General features: G+C 68.9%; 16 protein-coding genes. 9 read left to right on the top strand and 7 right to left on the bottom strand.

Features of this window, described 5'->3' with window-relative positions; genetic code table 11:
• Position 1 precedes the first annotated feature (1 nt).
• Both FB560_RS17080 and FB560_RS17075 read right to left on the bottom strand, forming a co-directional pair.
• Entirely contained in the window at positions 2 to 2,155 is a 2,154-nt protein-coding gene (locus FB560_RS17080) for an adenylate/guanylate cyclase domain-containing protein (RefSeq protein WP_170198195.1), read from the bottom strand.
• Positions 2,156 to 2,263: 108 nt separating this feature from the next.
• Positions 2,264 to 2,932 (bottom strand): GntR family transcriptional regulator, encoded by a 669-nt coding sequence (locus tag FB560_RS17075; protein WP_141873776.1) that lies wholly within the window; start codon positions 2,930 to 2,932, stop codon positions 2,264 to 2,266.
• A 154-nt stretch (positions 2,933 to 3,086) separates the two neighbouring features.
• Between FB560_RS17075 and FB560_RS17070 the strand changes: the two genes are divergently transcribed.
• Entirely contained in the window at positions 3,087 to 3,782 is a 696-nt protein-coding gene (locus tag FB560_RS17070) for a Pr6Pr family membrane protein (RefSeq protein WP_141873774.1), read from the top strand.
• Positions 3,783 to 3,847: 65 nt separating this feature from the next.
• On the opposite strand, the gene FB560_RS17065 is transcribed toward FB560_RS17070, so the two are convergent.
• Entirely contained in the window at positions 3,848 to 5,272 is a 1,425-nt protein-coding gene (locus FB560_RS17065) for an NAD(P)-binding domain-containing protein (protein ID WP_267901921.1), read from the bottom strand.
• A gap of 353 nt (positions 5,273 to 5,625) precedes the next feature.
• Here FB560_RS17065 and FB560_RS17060 point away from each other — a divergent pair, with 353 nt between their 5' ends.
• From FB560_RS17060 to FB560_RS17030, 7 genes are read left to right on the top strand one after another with little or no spacing between them, the layout of a single operon-like run.
• Positions 5,626 to 6,591 carry an AAA family ATPase gene (locus tag FB560_RS17060; protein WP_141874600.1) on the top strand — a complete coding sequence of 322 codons (966 nt, stop codon included), beginning with the start codon at positions 5,626 to 5,628 and terminating at the stop codon, positions 6,589 to 6,591.
• Positions 6,592 to 6,598: 7 nt separating this feature from the next.
• The gene (locus FB560_RS17055; RefSeq protein WP_141873772.1) at positions 6,599 to 7,486 is read left to right on the top strand and encodes a DUF58 domain-containing protein; all 888 of its coding nucleotides are present in this window, start codon (positions 6,599 to 6,601) and stop codon (positions 7,484 to 7,486) included.
• On the top strand, positions 7,473 to 7,961 hold the full coding sequence (locus FB560_RS17050; protein ID WP_141873770.1) for a hypothetical protein: 489 nt from the start codon (positions 7,473 to 7,475) through the stop codon (positions 7,959 to 7,961). The genes FB560_RS17055 and FB560_RS17050 overlap by 14 nt, the downstream gene beginning before the upstream one ends.
• Positions 7,952 to 8,938: a VWA domain-containing protein gene (locus FB560_RS17045; protein ID WP_229672955.1), complete on the top strand. Its 987-nt coding sequence runs from the start codon at positions 7,952 to 7,954 to the stop codon at positions 8,936 to 8,938. The genes FB560_RS17050 and FB560_RS17045 overlap by 10 nt, the downstream gene beginning before the upstream one ends.
• Positions 8,920 to 10,002: a vWA domain-containing protein gene (locus FB560_RS17040; protein WP_229672952.1), complete on the top strand. Its 1,083-nt coding sequence runs from the start codon at positions 8,920 to 8,922 to the stop codon at positions 10,000 to 10,002. Before FB560_RS17045 ends, FB560_RS17040 begins: the two co-directional genes overlap by 19 nt.
• A complete protein-coding gene (locus FB560_RS17035; protein ID WP_141873768.1) occupies positions 9,999 to 10,754 on the top strand; it encodes a hypothetical protein in 756 nt (251 codons plus the stop codon). The genes FB560_RS17040 and FB560_RS17035 overlap by 4 nt, the downstream gene beginning before the upstream one ends.
• Positions 10,748 to 11,857: a hypothetical protein gene (locus tag FB560_RS17030; RefSeq protein WP_141873766.1), complete on the top strand. Its 1,110-nt coding sequence runs from the start codon at positions 10,748 to 10,750 to the stop codon at positions 11,855 to 11,857. The genes FB560_RS17035 and FB560_RS17030 overlap by 7 nt, the downstream gene beginning before the upstream one ends.
• Before the next feature lie 20 nt (positions 11,858 to 11,877).
• On the opposite strand, the gene FB560_RS17025 is transcribed toward FB560_RS17030, so the two are convergent.
• Together FB560_RS17025 and FB560_RS17020 are read right to left on the bottom strand one after the other, a co-directional pair.
• Positions 11,878 to 12,873: a hypothetical protein gene (locus FB560_RS17025; protein ID WP_229672951.1), complete on the bottom strand. Its 996-nt coding sequence runs from the start codon at positions 12,871 to 12,873 to the stop codon at positions 11,878 to 11,880.
• A gap of 84 nt (positions 12,874 to 12,957) precedes the next feature.
• The gene (locus FB560_RS17020; protein ID WP_325058567.1) at positions 12,958 to 13,908 is read right to left on the bottom strand and encodes an alpha/beta hydrolase; all 951 of its coding nucleotides are present in this window, start codon (positions 13,906 to 13,908) and stop codon (positions 12,958 to 12,960) included.
• A gap of 204 nt (positions 13,909 to 14,112) precedes the next feature.
• Here FB560_RS17020 and FB560_RS17015 point away from each other — a divergent pair, with 204 nt between their 5' ends.
• Positions 14,113 to 14,520 (top strand): pyridoxamine 5'-phosphate oxidase family protein, encoded by a 408-nt coding sequence (locus tag FB560_RS17015; RefSeq protein WP_141873761.1) that lies wholly within the window; start codon positions 14,113 to 14,115, stop codon positions 14,518 to 14,520.
• Positions 14,521 to 14,580: 60 nt separating this feature from the next.
• Here FB560_RS17015 and FB560_RS17010 read toward each other — a convergent pair whose 3' ends face one another.
• Together FB560_RS17010 and FB560_RS17005 are read right to left on the bottom strand one after the other, a co-directional pair.
• Positions 14,581 to 15,288 carry a ZIP family metal transporter gene (locus FB560_RS17010; protein WP_141873759.1) on the bottom strand — a complete coding sequence of 236 codons (708 nt, stop codon included), beginning with the start codon at positions 15,286 to 15,288 and terminating at the stop codon, positions 14,581 to 14,583.
• A 90-nt stretch (positions 15,289 to 15,378) separates the two neighbouring features.
• Positions 15,379 to 16,170, bottom strand: coding sequence for an NAD(P)H-dependent oxidoreductase (locus FB560_RS17005; protein WP_141873757.1), 792 nt, complete (start codon positions 16,168 to 16,170; stop codon positions 15,379 to 15,381).
• Positions 16,171 to 16,205 lie beyond the last annotated feature (35 nt).

Below are 16,205 nucleotides of genomic sequence, written 5' to 3'. Positions count from 1 at the left end.
GTCAGGCCACCTTCCAGACGGTCTCGGCCGCACCGTGCGCCTCGATGGTCCCCGCCTCCACGAAGGTGAAGATCTCCCGCGCCCGGTCGTAGACGGTCTGGCTCACGTAGATGCCCGGCTCGCCGGTGACCGAGCGCACCCGGTAGGCGAGGTTCACGGCGTCGCCCCACAGGTCGTAGGCGAGGCTGGTGCGTCCGATCAGACCGCTCGTAACGGTGCCGGTGTCGACGCCCGCCCGCAGTCCGATCGAAGAGCCGTTCTGCGCGTTGAAGCGGTCGATCACTCCCAGCAGGTTGCGGGCGAACTCGACGCTGCGGCGCACGTTGTCGACCCGCGGAACGACGAGTCCCGACGAGGCGAGGTAGCCGCCGCGCAGGGTGCGCACCTTCTCGACCCCGGCCTTCTCGGCCGCTTCGTCGAAGCCGCGCATCAGGGTGTTGAGATGCCCGATCTCCTGCTCGCCCGTGAGCCCGCGCGCGTAGTCGTCGAAGCCGGTGAGCTCGGCGAAGACGACGGATACGTTCTCATGCGCCTCGCTGATCGTCTCGTCGCCCTGCTTGTACTTGGTGGCGACGCTCTCGGGCATGAGGGTGTGCAGCAGCTTCTCGTTCTCTGCCTGCTGCTCCTCGATGAGCTCCTGCTTGATCCGCAGACTGGAGGCCATGTCGTTGAAGGCGCTGCCGAGGTCGCCGAATTCGTCGCGCGAGCTCTGCGGCACCTGCACGTCGAGATCGCCCTCCGCCACCCGGTGCACGGCTCCCACGAGGCGGTGGATCGGTCGGGTGAACACCTGGGCGAGCAGCAGCGACAACAGCGAGACGCCCAGCAGAATGCCGAGCAGCGACAGCAGCACCGTGCGTGTGAAGTCGGTGACCGGGGCGAACGCCTCAGCCGACTCGATGCGAGCCACCACGACCCAGTCGAGTCCCTCGATCTCGAGCGGCGCGTAGGCCACCACGCTCTCGCCGCCGACATAGTCGGTGCCGACGTACGTGCCGCTGCGTCCGGCCTGCGCCGCGTTCACGGCATCCGTGTTCACGGGCTGGAGCAGCACCGTTCCGCCGACTTCGGCGATGCGCGCGGCGATGCTGGGAGGCGTGCCGTCGTCGATGACCGACTGCTCGTAGTCATCGGGGTGCTCGACGAGCACGCGGGAGGTGGAGCGCATCAGGTCGTCTCGTCCGACGAGGTAGACCTCACCGGTGTCGCCGAGCCCCTCCTGCTTCCACTGCTCGCTGCCCGTCATCACGTCGTTGATGGTGTCGATCGAGACCTGGAACGCCATGGCGCCCGTGATGCGGCTGTCGTTTCCGACCGGCGAGACGACCCACATCGTCGGCACGTTGAGCGAGGGGATCCAGCGCTCGAAGTCGGTGAGCACGACTGTGCTGACGGAGTTCGTGGCGATCGCCTCGGTGTAGGCCTTCGCGAGCGCGGTGTCCCGGTAGGGGCCGGTGTTGAGGTTGCTGCCGAGCTCGATGCCCTTGTAGGCGGAGAAGACGATGTCGCCGTCGAGGTTCAACAGCAGGGCGTCCTCGTATCCGGCCTCGTTGATGAGACGCGTGAAGTAGTCGCCGTAGCGCTCGGTCGCCGCCGAGTACGCGCTGCCGTCGCCGGCGTCGTTGTTGTTGAGCAGCTCGTCGTAATCCGCGTCGAAGTCCTGGTTACCGGTCGTGAACTGCGTCTGCAGGTACTGCCCCGCCGCGGACTCGGGGATGAAGGCGCTGTCCCCGTACTGGTCGCCCGACCGCGCCTCCAGCTCGGGGATGAACGTCCCGGTGTAGTAGTCCTCGAGCTGCGCCCGCTCCTCGGAACTGACCTCGCGCTGCTGGAGCTCGTCGAACCCGGCGTTCACCGAGGTCGAGAGGTTCTGCGCGCTGAGGTTGCGGGAGTGCAGCGAGGCGTCGCGCTTGACGGCGTCGATCGCGTCGGTGATCTCGGCCGCACGCATCGAGCGGATCGTGATCAGCTGGTCCACCGCCGCGTCATGCAGCGACTGGCGGCCGTTCATGAAGCCGATGGCACCGACGATCACCGACGACACCAGGCTCACCGCCAGCAGCATGATCAGGAGCTTCGATTGGATGCTGAGTCCGGGGCGCACGCGCCTGCTCCGGCCTGTATCGGAACTCGAGTTCGCGGCGGTGTCCGTCATTCGCGCCCCTCCATCACTGCGCCGCAGCCCGACGCCCCTCGTGGAGGAGACTACCGATATACCAGGATGACGATCCAGACCTTTTCCCGGATCCGTCATCCGGCGACGTCAGACGGAGAGTGCGCCCGCCCCGACCCCGTGTTGACGGCGGAACCAGAGTTCTGCGGCATCCGCATCCCTGATCAGCATCGCCGCGCGCATCTGCCGGTAGCACTCACCGCGGAACGTCGCCGTGCCGATCAACGTGCTCGACTGCCGCAGGTTGCGCGCCACCAACAGGCTGGACTCGTGCATGACCGTGGCGAAGAGGCGGTTTCCTGACTCGCGAGTGAGGAAGCCGACGAACATCCGTGCGGCGAGCATGAGGTCGTCGGCATCGTCGGCATCGGATGCGGCGATCATGCGATCCAACATCGCGACGGCCTCCTGCAGCGCCGCATCGTCCATGCGTCGCATCGCCAGCTGCAGCGCCATGCCCGCCTGCATTCCGGTGTACTCCAGGGTGCTGGAGACCATCTCGTCGGTGACCTCGGTGACGCGCGTGTACCGATTCGGCGAGACCTCGACCAACCCGAGCCAGGCGAGCCGCTGCAATGCCTCCCTGACAGGCGTGCGCGAGATTCCCAACGCCTCTGCGATGCTCTTGTCGCTGACCTGCTGACCGCCGGGAATCCTGCCGGAGACGATGGCGTCGCTGACGGTCTCGAACACCCGATCACTGAGCACCGTGCCCGCGGCCAACGGACCGAGGCTCTCCTGCAGCTGCGAATCGACCATGACCCCCGCCTTCCCCGACGCCCCCAGAGCGTGCGGCCTCCGATGTTAGCGGCCGAAGCCTTCGATCGGCTGGATGCGCTCTCCTGCAGCTGCGAGTGCCCGTGCGCTCGATCACTCGTACACCCCGACCACTACAGTGGCGCTCGGAGGCGAAATGACAACCTGGTGGCCCTACGCCCGCATCGCGGCGTCCCTGCTCACGCTGGCGGCGATCGTCGCGCAGCTGACGCGCTCGGTACAGAACGCGCTCGAGGCGACGACCGAATGGGGCGGACACCTGCCCACCGTCACCGCGAACTTCCTGAGCTTCTTCACGATCGAGGCGAACCTCCTCTCCGCCATCGTGCTCGCGATCGGTGCGATCTGGGCGCTGCGTCATCGTGCCACGACGGATGCCGAGCCGCGCTGGCTCGCGGTGCTGCTGGTCTGCGTCAGCACCTACATGATCGTCACCGGCATCGTCTACAACACCCTCCTGCGCGGCGTCGAGCTGCCACAGGGAGCCACGGTCCCGTGGTCGAACGAGGTGCTCCACGTCGTCATCCCGCTGTTCCTGCTGGCCGACGTGCTCTTCGCGCCGCGTCGCCGGGCGCTCGGATGGAGCACGATCTTCATCACGGCCATCTTCCCGCTGGTGTGGGCGGTCTACACGATGGTGCGCGCGAATCTCATCATCGCGCCGGCGACCGGCAAGCCGTGGTGGTACCCGTATCCGTTCCTCGACCCGCGCCTCGTTCCCGGGGGTTACCTCGGCGTCTCGGGCTACATACTCGGCATCGCGGTGGCGGTGATCGGGGTGGCGGCCGGCGTGGTCTGGGTCGGCCGGCGCCGCGGAGCCCGCACGCCCTGACACCGTCCGGACGACTCCGCCCCTCACACCGGCCGGGTGGAGAGGCGGAGTCATCGCGTCGATGATCAGGCGGTGGCGAGAACCTCACGGTCGTCGTCGCGCGGCACGTCGCCGATGCTCCGGGCCGGCTCGACGGCATCCGGATCCACATCCAGGTAGCGTTCGAGCGAGTCGTCGAGCTCCTCGAGCCACGGCGTGTGGTGCACGATGGCGATCGTCCCGGTCATGACCGACTCGTAGATGCGGTCGCGGTAGCCCATGATGTCGTCCTTCTTGTCGCGCTTCCACGCCAGGAAGATCTCGACGACCCGGTCGATGTCGAACTCCGGATAGTCGGTGAGGTCGAGCAGGTCGCGGATGTAGTCGGCCTGGAAGCGGATCTCCGCAGCGGCCGAGTCGATCTGCCCGAAGCGGGTGCGCCATTCGGTGATGGATGCCGCGCGCTCCTGCTCATCGGGCAGCGCGAGGCGCCCCAGGATGAGGTCGCGCACGTACCAGGCCTGCGCATCGAACATGTTGAAGGTGAACCACTGGTCCTGCGCCCCGAGGTACGTCAGGCGCGGGTTCCCCTGCCAGACGACGCCGCGGTACAGACCGTCGGGGTAGACGTTGTTCGGAGAAGAGAGGGCGAGATCGTCCGGCAGGAACGGGTACTTGTGCAGGTATCCGGTGCAGAGGATGACCGCGTCGACATGCTTCGAGGTGCCATCCGCGAAATACGCGGTGCTCCCGTCGAAGCGCTCGACGACCGGACGCTCCTCGATCCCCTCGGGCCAGGCGTAGCCCATCGGCGCCGAGCGGAAGCTCGCCGTCACCGAGCGTGCACCCATCTTGAACGCCTGGCTGCCGATGTCCTCCGCCGAGTAGCTCGCGCCGATCACCAGCACGTCCTTGTCTTCGAACGCCTCGGCGCCGCGGAAGTCGTGGGCGTGGCTGATGTAGCCCGGGAAGGTCTCGATGCCGGGGAAGTCCGGCACGTTCGGGAACGAGAAGTGCCCGCTGGAGATGATCACCCGGTCGAACTCCTCCACCTTCGACTGACCGGTGGGGAGGTCCTCGCTGGTGAGGGTGAAGACCTGACGCTCATCGTCGAACTCGATCCACCGCACCACCGTCTGGAAGCGGATCAGTTGGCGCACGTCGCTCTTCTCCAGGCGCCCGGCGATGTAGTCCCACAGCACGGGTCGCGGCGGGTAGGAGGAGATGGGGCGGCCGAAGTGCTCGTCGAAGCTGTAGTCGGCGAACTCGAGCGCCTCCTTCGGGCCGTTCGACCACAGGTTGCGGTACATGCTGGAATGCACCGGCTCTCCGAACTCGTCCAGTCCGGTGCGCCAGGTGAAGTTCCACTGTCCGCCCCAGTCGGCCTGCTTCTCGAAGCAGACCAGATCGGGGATCTCCGCCCCCGCGCGGGCCGCGGATTCGAAGGCCCGCAGCTGCGCCATCCCCGAGGGGCCGGCGCCGATGATCGCTACTCGTTCTCTACTCGTCACGTATTGTCCTCATACTCTTCAGTCATGTATCGGCACGGCCGCATCCGAGCGAGGAACAGTTCTGTCCCGGCGGGAGCGGAATGCTCGACCTGCCCGGAACGCGGCTGCTCTTCGACGTTAGCAGGGTCGCCGGGCGGGGCCCCAGGCTGATGCGGTTACGCTGTTTCCGGGGGTCGGACGTGACGTGCACCCCGGAAGATCGAGGGAGCCATCAGATGACCGAGCCCTACGCGTCGGACCCGCAGTCCTCGCAGGCCCCGCCGCCTCCGCCCGCCCCTGCGGCAGCCCCGCGCCCGATCGCCGGCGCCCCGGTCCCGGCGGCTCCATCGAACGGTGCACCGACCGAGGCCGAGATGGCCCGTGCAGCCGAGGTGCTGTCGATCGTGTCCGCGTCGTACTCGGCGAAGATGGTCGGACAGGAGCGGCTGCGCACGAGCCTCCTCGTCTCCCTGATCGCCGGCGGCCACATCCTGCTCGAGAGCGTTCCCGGTCTGGCGAAGACCACGGCCGCGAGCACTCTCGCCGACACCGTGAAGGCGCAGTTCAAGCGCATCCAGTGCACGCCCGACCTGCTGCCCAGCGACATCACGGGCAACCAGATCTACGACGCCGCCACCGGTTCCTTCCGCACCGTGCTCGGCCCTGTCCATGCGAACTTCGTGCTGCTCGACGAGATCAACCGGTCGAGCGCCAAGACGCAGAGCGCGATGCTCGAGGCGATGCAGGAGCACCAGACCACGATCGGCGGCGAGGTGCATCACCTGCCCAAGCCGTTCCTGGTGATCGCGACGCAGAACCCGATCGAGCAGGAGGGCACGTACGAACTGCCCGAGGCCCAGATGGACCGTTTCCTGCTCAAGGAGATCGTCGAGTACCCGAGCCCCGCCGAGGAGTTCGAGATCCTCAGCCGCATCGACTCCGGCGTGCTCGACCCCGACCGGCACGTGACCAGTGCCGTCTCCCTCGACGACGTGCGCCTGCTGCAGGACGTGGCGAGCCGCATCTACGTCGACCCCGCGATCCGCAACTACATCGTCTCGATCGCCTATGTCACCCGGAACCCCGCGCCCTACATCGGTGAGGACCGCGCGCGCTTCATCAAGTACGGTGCCAGCCCCCGTGCGAGCATCGCGTTCCTGCAGGCCTCGCGGGCGCTCGCGCTGCTCAGCGGCCGCTCGCACGTGCTCCCCGAGGACATCCGCGCCCTGCGCCACCTCGTGCTGCGCCACCGCGTGCTGCTGACGTTCGAGGCCGACGCCGAGGGTATCCGCAGCGAGGAGATCATCGACCAGATCTTCGCCTCCGTGCCCACCCCCTGACCGTTCCATGGCCAGCCTGATCGCTCAGGTGAAGAGCAAGCTCTTCATCCACTCGTCGCGCAAGTCGATGCACGCCCTCGACGGCGCCTACGCGTCGCTGCTGCACGGGCGCAGCCTCGACTTCGAGGACCTGCGCAAGTACGAGTACGGCGATCAGGTGCGCGACATCGACTGGCGGGCGACCGCGCGTCTGGGGACGCCGCTGGTCAAGCGCTCGCGGGCGACCCGCATGCACACCGTGCTGTTCGTGGTCGACACCGGCCGCTCGATGGCGGCCCTCGCGGCCGATGAGCAGCCCAAGCGCGACCTCGCGATCCTGGCGACCGGAGCACTCGGGGTGCTCACCCTCCGCCACGGCGACGACTTCACGGCCGTCTACGGCGACGCCGCGAAGGTGCGCCGCGTCGCTCCCGGCCGCAGTGAGGGGGCGCTCGAGCACACGCTGCGCACGATCGACCGCGCGATCACCGCCAGCACGGCGCCCAGCGATCGCGATGCCCTGCTGTCGTTCGTCACCCGCACGATCTCCCGCCGCATGATCGTCGCGATCGTCACGGACGAGGCTCCCATCACCGACGAGACCGAACGGATGCTGCGCCGACTCCGCGTGCAGCACGACGTGCTCTGGCTCACGGTCCGCGACGCGGAACCTGTGCTCGATCACGCGACCGGCCGCGTCCGCAGCGACGTCGACAGCCTCTGGGAGGTGCCGGACTTCGTGCAGGGCGACCTCGGCATCGTGCAGGAGCTGGCGGCGCAGACGCAGGCCGACGCCGCCCGCCTCGCCGAGACGCTCACCCGCATGGAGATCAGTCACGCCGTGCTCGACGGACAGGACGATGCCGTCTCCCAGCTGCTGCACCTGCTGAACCGGAGGTCGAATGCCCGGTTCTGATGAGCTCTACCCTCCGGCCCAGTACGGCTGGGGATGGATGCTGCTCGCGATCGGCATCCTGCTGCTGCTGGTCGCCGCGGCCTGGCTCGTGATCCTCCTGACCCGTCCCCGTCGGGCGGTCGCCGTCGCCGAGCCGCAGACCCCGCTGCCGGCGACCGCGGACGTGCTCTCGCAGCTGCGCACGGAGTACCTCGACCGTATCCAGCAGATCGAGACGGACTACCGCGAGCGCCGGCTGACCCCGCGCAACGCGAATCTCGAGCTCAGCCGTGTCGTGCGCACGTTCGTCAACGAGTACAGCGGGCTGGAGGCCCCGGTGCTCGCCCTCGACGACCTGAAGGCCCGCGGCGTGCACCCCGCGCTGATCGACGCGATGGGTCGGCACTACTACCCGAGCATCTTCCGCCAGGGTCCGTCGATCGATCCGGTCGCCGGCGCCGAGGCAGCGCGGACGGTGGTGCGCACATGGCACTAGCGAACTTCTGGATGATCATCGTCGCGATCGCGGTGGTGATCATCGCCGTCGGCATCGGCCTCTTCCTGGGCCTGCGGCGTCCCGGCCGCTCCCACGCCGCCGAGACCGCACGCATCGCACGCGCCGAACGCCTGCGCCGGCTGCCGAGCTTCCGCGAGGCGCTGCTGCGCCGGGTGCTCGCGCTCACCGGCATCCTCGCGCTCGGAGCGGTCGCGGTGATCACCGCGGGCGTCGTGGCCGCGCGTCCGATGTCGTCGCAGACCATCCAGCCGGTCAACACCAGCCGCGACATCATGCTGTGCCTCGACGTCTCCGGGTCGATGACCGAGGTCGATGTCGAGGTGCTCAGCGTGTTCGAGGAGCTGCTCGACGGCTTCGAAGGCGAGCGCATCGGGCTGACGATCTTCAACAGCTCGCCGGTGCAGATCTTCCCGCTGACCGACGACTACGCGTTCATCCGTACTCATCTGGAGAGCATCAAGAGCAGCTTCGACTACGTCGACGAGATTCCGGAGCACTGGGTCGGGACCCTCAACGGCAACGGCGCCTCGCTCATCGGCGACGGGCTCGCCGCCTGCACGATGGGCTTCGACCGGCCGGACGACGAGCGCTCCCGTTCCGTCATCTTCGCCACGGACAACGAGGTCAACGGCGCCTCGATCGTCACGTTGGAAGAGGCCGCGGCCTACGCCGCGTCGAAGGATGTGCGGGTTTTCGCGCTCAACCCGGTGCAGGGCAAGGATGCCGACGTGAGCGCCGAGCTGTCCGCCGCCGCCGAGGCGACCGGCGGCGCCGCGTTCGGCCTGCGGGACACGACCACGGTCTCCGACATCGTCACGCAGGTGCAGGAGCAGGAGGCGACGGCGCTGCGCGGTGAGGCCCAGATCGTGTGGACCGACACCCCGAACCTCTGGATCGCCGTGCTGATGGTCGCAGTGCTGTCGTTCATCATCGTGGTGTGGAGGGTGCGACTGTGATCTTCCAGCCCGTCCTGCACCCGCTCCTGCTGGTGCTGCTCTTCCTCCCGCTCACGGCCCTCGTCGTCTGGGTGCTGATCCGCGCTCCTCGCCCTGCGACAGGGACCGCTGCGAAGGCGGCGGGCGCCGGTGCCGTCGCCTCGCACCGCCTCCTGTGGACGCTGCGGCTCGTGCTGGTGCTGGCCTGCTTCTTCCTGGTGCTGCGTCCCGGCATCCCCGGCGGCGCGACGCAGACGCTCGCGACCGACACCGACATCGTGCTGGTCGTCGACACCACCGCCAGCATCGTCGCGGAGGACTGGGACGGCGACCAGCCACGTCTCGACGGGGTGCGGGATGACGTCAGGGCGATCATCCAGGAGTACCCCGGTGCGCGCTTCGCGCTGCTCACCTTCGACGCCGCGGCCGAGCTGCGGATGCCGCTGACCACCGACACCACCGCCCTGGTCGGCTCGCTCGATGTGTTGCGCCCCGAGGTGACGAGCCAGTCCCGGGGCAGCTCGATCGGGATCGCCGCTCCGCTGCTCGCCGAGACCCTGAAGGGAGCGGCCGAGTCGTCGCCCGACCGCTCGCGCATGGTGTTCTACTTCGGCGACGGCGAGCAGACGGTGGACACGCCACCGGAGTCGTTCAGCGCGAGCGCGAAGTACACCGATGCCGGCGCCGTGCTCGGCTACGGCACCGCCGAGGGCGGACCCATGCGCATCACCAGCGGTGGACTCTCCGGCGACAACCCGGGCTACATCGAGTACGAGGGCGCCGACGCGCTGTCGACGATCGACGAGGCGAACCTGAAGGCCGTCGCGGGTCAGCTCGGCGTCGACTACGAGCACCGGACGGCGGATGCCGCGCCGACGCTGCCCGCCCCTCCCTCCACGACGACCAGCTACGCGGAGTCCGGCTCGACCGGGAACGTCACCGAGCTCTACTGGATCGCGGCGCTCGTGATCCTGGCACTCCTCGGCTTCGAGCTGACCAGGGCCACGATGCTGATCGCACGGCTGCGTCAGCTGCGCGCTCCGCGTGACCGCGCTCCGTCTCGCCCCGAGGGAGGTGCCCGATGACCGTCGATGCCCCGAACCCCGCGGCCGCACTGCTGGCGGCGAATCGCCGGCGCCGCCGCATCCGTCGGTGGATCGCGATCGGCACGCTCCCCCTCACCCTCGCCGCGCTGCTCTTCGTGGGCAAGCTGCTGAGCATGTACGCCTTCGCGCATCAGGCGATCACGGCGTACGTGGTCGACGACTTCTCCGGGTCGGAGGCGTCAGCGCGCGGCCAGGAGTTCCTCAACTGGTTCGAGCCGTACAAGGCGCCGTTCAACGTCGGCACCGCCCTGGGCGCGGCCGAGCACCTGCCCGCGGCGCGCGCGAAGCTCGAAGAAGCACTCGAACTCGCACACGGCCTGGAGGTCTGCGGCGTGCGCATCAACCTCGCGCTCGTGATCGAGCGACAGGGCGATGCCGCCCGCGCGGATGGGGACGGTGCGAGCGCCGCGGAGTTCTACGGCGAGGCCCTGACCGTCACGCTGGAGACGCCGGAGGAATGCAACAGCGACGACGCGCAGCAGCAGTCCTCCGACCCGCAGCGCGACATGGAGAAGTCGCTGGAAGACACGAAGGACCGCCTGAAGCAGAAGCAGCAGGAAGAGCAGCAGCCCCCGCCTCCGCAGGAGGAGGAGCCGCAGGAGCAGGAACCGCAGCCGTCGGAGGACAAGCTGCAGGAACTGCAGGACAAGCTGGAGCAGGGCACGCAGGAACGCGACCAGCAGCAGAACGGCGACGACCCCGGCGGCTCGGGAACGGACAAGCCATGGTGATGGATCACGAGAAGCAGCGGGCGCGCTACGTCGCCGGCACCGAGGGCGCCCCTCCCGTCCCGCCGCCCGGCGGGTACAAGAACGCCCGCCGCCAGCAGGCGCCGGCATCGTGGGTTCCCCCCCTCCCCGCCGTCGACCCGGGCGCTCCCGAGGCGAAGCAGCCCGCGAATGCGATCGGCTGGATCGCCCTGCTGTCCGCCATCCTGTTCGTGCTGATCCTGTTCGGAACCCTGTTCGCCGGTGGCACCGACATCCTGTACGGCGTGACGATGCTCACTCTGCAGCTCATCGTCGTCGCGGTGATCGTGGCGGCGCTGGTCTCCCGCAGAGGCAGGATGCTGGGCGCCATCGCCCTGGTCGTCACGATCATCTTCAACGTCGCGACCGTCGGCGGCATGAGCGCCCTGCAGACCTCCGCATCGGGCAACTACGAAGGCGTGAAGTCCGAGGAGCAGAAGCACGCGGAGGCGTACCCGGGGATCAAGGGCACCGACTCGCAGAACGTGCTCGCCCAGCAGTCCCTCGAGGAGGTGCGCGCCGACGCGGACAGCCTGTTCGCCGACATCCGCACCCGCCTCAGCGACCGCTTCGGCTACACCTGGACGGAGGTGGGAGACGAGGATCTGCGCCCGGAGCGCAACGGCTACGGCGGCGAATCGATGCTCATCGAGTACACCTCGGTCGGATGGTCGACGAACGAGCCGATCCAAGACCCGGAGCGCAAGGTCGAGGTCATGCGGATCATCGACCAGGTCGTGATCGAGCACGGTCTGTGGAACCTCTACAGCTTCAACGATCCGACCAACTCCGGCATCGATCCGACGATGATCGCGAAGCTCTACGGCAGCGATGACCCCCGCACGCAGCACACCTGGGAGTACTACACCGAGAACTACCCGGACCCGATGCGGTTCTACGCCAACATCTACGACCTGTCGAACGATCCCACCGGGGACTTCCGCATCGCCAGGGAGGCGCAGAACGCCCGGACCGGCGAGCCGCTCGAGGGGCTGCAGCTCATGGTGATCGCGAGCGCTGTGCTCAGCGAGGCCGACCGCGCCGAGTTCGAGCAGAAGCTGCAGGAGTACCCCGGGTTCGAGTGACGACCGGCCGCCGCGGCGTCTCAGCCGGCGAGCTGCAGCAGCATGCGGGCGGTGACGAAGCGCATCTGCCCCCGCGGGGTGCGCGGGTCGTAGCCGAGCTGCTCGATCAACGCGGTCAGACGGTCCTGCACGCTGGAGTGGTGGCGTCCCAGGCGCACGGCGGCGGCGCGCACGCTCTGCTCGTCGACCACCGCGTCGAGCAGTTCGCGGCTGCGGGCATCCAGCCGGGCGAGCGACGCGGCGTCCGGATGCAGCGCACCGGAGTCCGCGGAACCGGCGATCAACAGGAAGGCACCGAGGTCGTCGGCGGCGACCACCGGCTCTGACACGGTCGTGAGGCGCACGGCGATCAGGGCCTCTGCCCAGGAACCCGGCAGGTGCTCTCCGGGGCCCGCGGTGCCGATGCCGACGCGCAGGTCGCTCGACGCGGCCCACACGTCATCCGTCGCGGTGCCGGCGGGGACGATCGTGGCCCTGGTCAGTCCGTGACGCGTGGCCACGACCGCGGAGGGATGCCGGGGCAGCGGCGCGGGATCCGGCGGAGAGGCGATCACCCGCATCGGCGCGGCGACCAGGCGCAGTCGCGACAGAGCGGATGCCCGCTCACCCTCGCCCGCGAAGGAGCTGATCACCAGCTCGACCGCGCTCTCCGCATCTCCGGCGCGGCGGGCGCGGAGAATGCCGAGCGCGAGCGTGAGCCGCTCCAGGATCATGGCGTCGTTGGTGTGGGGCTCGCCCTCGCGCTCGATCCAGGCGACGGCATCCGGGCCGCTGTCGCGCAGCATCCACCTGTCGCCGGGGTCGACCGGATCGATGCGGACCCCGTCGGCTCGCACCCGGATGATCTGACGCGCGTCGCGCTGTCCCACGGTCGCACCGCTCAGCACGGCCGCACCCCGCAGCATGCTCTCGGTGCCGACCGCACGCGCGACGAGGGTGTCGAAGTAGGAGACGACCTTGAGGGTCTCGCTCGCATCCGGGTCGAGGGCGGTGAGCCGCCCCAGCAGATCTTGCATGTCGGGCTCCATCGCGCGGGGGATTCCACCCTACGGGGTCGACGGGCGACCCCGTAGGGTGCGGGAGTCAGCCGAGCAGGCGGTTCACCCAGTCGTCGCGCGCGGCGAGCATCGCCTGGGCGACCGCGGCATGCGGGCGAAGATGTCGAAGCCGTGGAAGCCTCCGGCCCACACATGCAGCTCGGCCTGGACGCCGGCCTCCCAGAGCTTGGTGGCGTAGGCGACGTCCTCATCGCGGAACACCTCGGCGCTGCCGCAGTCGATGAAGGCCGGAGGCAGTCCGGTGAGGTCGGTCGCGCGCGCCGGAGCGGCGTAGATCGACACGTCGTCCGTCCCCTTGCGGTCGCCCAGAAGTGCGGTCCATCCGGTGATGTTGGAGCCGCGGTCCCACACGCCGATACCGTCGATCTGCTGCGTCGAGACGCTCTCGTCGCGGTCGTCCAGCATGGGGTAGATCAGCAGCTGCCCGATGAGTGCGGGCCCGCGGCGGTCGCGGGCGAGCAGGGTGGTGCCGGCGGCGAGACCTCCCCCGGCGCTGCCGCCCCCGATCAGGATGCGGTTCGGGTCGATGCCGAGTTCGGCGGCGTTGTCGGCGGTCCACACCAGACCGGCGTAGCAGTCCTCGACCGGATACGGGTCGGGGAACTCCGGCGCCAAGCGGTACTCCACCGTGACGATCACACCGTTGAACCGCTCGGCCCAGTCCAGGAACCCGGTGACCCCGAGCCAGCGGTTGCCGATGATCATGCCGCCGCCGTGCGTGTGGAAGAAGCCGGGCCCGGTGCCGGTGCGTCCCTGCTTCGCGATCACCGAGACGACGATCTCCTCGCCCTCATGGCCCGCGATGGTGACGTCGCGACGGGTGAAGCCGCGCTCGTCGAGCGCCCGGAAGATCTCGTCCTCACCGGCCACCGGGTTCTGCCGCATCAGCGGGATCATCTCGGCCGTCAGCGTCGCGGGCATTTGGTCGCCGACCAGAGCCAGGGCGGCCTCCAGTTCCGGGTCGAACGGAGGGCGGAGGGTCGTTTCGGTCATCAGAACTCCTTTGTTCTCGGTCGCCACTGCGGCGGCGTCCCGCCAGACTCCCCGACGTCGCCCCCGAGCGTAACCCGCCAGGCGGGGCCGTTCCGTGCGGCAGAGTCCGCCGGGTGGCGGGGTGCCCCGCTCCGATCGCGTGGGAACCCCTCGAAGTGCCGCTCCCCGCTGGATACACTGGCGCCAGAGGGAAGGCGCATGCCGATGATCCGAGTACTCGACGAACAGCAGTCCTACGAGTTGCTGACCACGACCACGATCGGCCGGGTCGGTTTCGTCCACGAGGGGCGGGTGCAGATCCTTCCCGTGAACTTCGTCGTGTCCGGTCACGACCTGCTGCTCCGCACCGCTCCCGACGGTCTGCTGGGTGAGCTGACGCGGGAGCCGGCGGATGTGTCGTTCGAGGTGGACTACCACGACCCCCTCGGCAGCACCGCCTGGAGCGTTCTGATGCACGGCTCCCTCTCGCGGGTCCCCGAGGAGAAGGTCCCCGGCGCCAGGGCTCGCGTGAACCCGTGGGCCGACAGCGAGCGCGACCTGCCCCTGACGTTCCGCGTCGAGAAGATCACGGGCCGCAGCGTGCGACGCGACCAGACGCACGGAAAGACCTGATCGTCGCCTGAGCGATCCTCCTCGCTGACCGCCACCGCGTGGGGGTGGTCACTGCGGTCGTCAGGGGGCGAGAGCGAGCCCGGCGGCGAGCGCGAAGCCCAGCACGGTCGCGAGTCCCGTCGACTCCTTCGCCTTGGACTGCGCCTCGGGGACCATGGAATCGACCAGCATCACGAGCAGCGCGCCGGCCGCGAAACCGCTCGCGGCCGAGCGGAAGTCGTCGCCGGTGATACTGGCCAATCCGAAGCCGGCGACGGTCGCGAGGGCACAGATCACGGCGACCCCTGCCCACAGCAGCAGCACTCGCGACTTCGCCATCCCGTCCTCGAGGAGGTCCGCCGCGGAGCCGATCGACTCGGGCAGGTTGGAGACCAGGATGGCCACCACGAGCGCGATGCTGACCGGTTCCCCGGAGGCGAGACCGATGCCCAGCACGAGCTGCTCGGGGATGCCGTCGAGCAGGGCGCCGACCGCGAGCTGGCCACCGCCCGCCTTCGCCTTGGTCTTCGCGGCTCTGGCGTCGAGGATGCGGTCGGCGATGTAGTAGCTGATCGCTCCGGCCGCGACGCCGGCCACGAGGGGGATGGGACCTGCGAGGTCGAGCCCCTCCTCCCACAGCTCGAACGCGATGGAGGCCATGAGTGCGCCGGCGCCGAAGCCGAGCACGATCCCGAGCCAGCGGGGCGGCCATTTCCGGAGCAGTGCGAGCACGGCGCCGATGAACAGCGGCGCCGCGGCGACCACGCCCCAGAGAATCGCTCCACCCATGTGCCGCCTCCTTCACGGCCACTCTGCCACCGCTCTGGCGGAAACGGCAGATGCCTCCTGCGCGTCGCCCGCTGCCCGGCTCCGCTCCGCTCAGTCGCTCCGCACTCGATGGATGCCGAGGTCGGTGCGACCGGGGAGCAGATCCGTTCGGAGCGCCCGGATGCCGTGGTAGTCGCCGTCGCGAAGTCGGCGATAGGGGCTGCTCGGCGATTCGTCGGCGATCCCCGAGAGCCGTTCGCGCAGGCGGGCGCTCTCGTGGTCGATCTCGGTGCGCCCGAGGCTGTCCGCGTCGTGGACGACGTGCAGATCGAGTGGTTCGATCCCCGTGTACCAGAGGGTTCCGTGAGTGAGGGGGAACAGCAGCGAGTCGAGGTCCCCGCTGACACCCCGTCTGCCGATGGAGCGCTCGTCCTCACCGGCCGTCACGATCACGAGGGCACGGCGTCCGGCCAGAGGACCATCGCCGTAGCGGAGAGGGAGACCTGTGTCCGGGTCGACCGGGCCGTATGCGAACCCGTTCGTGAGCACACGATCGAACCACCCTTTGAGGATCGCCGGGGGTCCGTACCACCACAGCGGGAACTGGATCACGACGAGGTCGGCTGCGTGGAGCTTGCGCTGCTCCTCGACCACGTCGGGCGGCACCTGCCCGCCCGCGTAGACCTCCCCCATCAGCTCGACCACATTCCCGTCCCTCCCCTGCGGGTCGCCCAGGTCAGGACCGGCGAGGACGGGGTCGAACCGCTGTCGGTAGAGATCGGTGGTCTCGACGTCGTAGTCGCGCGAGAGCGCCTCGACACCGTCGCGGAACAGCCGCGCGTTGAAGGAGCTCTCCTGAGGGTGGGCGTAGATCCAGTGGACGGTGGCACGTGGGTGCGACAAGGGTGAACCTTTCTTCAGTGGGGCGGCATCGGCGA

The sequence above is a fragment of the Microbacterium saperdae genome (genome assembly GCF_006716345.1).
In the GTDB taxonomy this organism is placed as follows: Bacteria; Actinomycetota; Actinomycetes; order Actinomycetales; family Microbacteriaceae; genus Microbacterium; species Microbacterium saperdae.
Note: the sequence above shows the minus strand (reverse complement) of the source record. Positions and strands in the feature narration are given on the sequence as shown.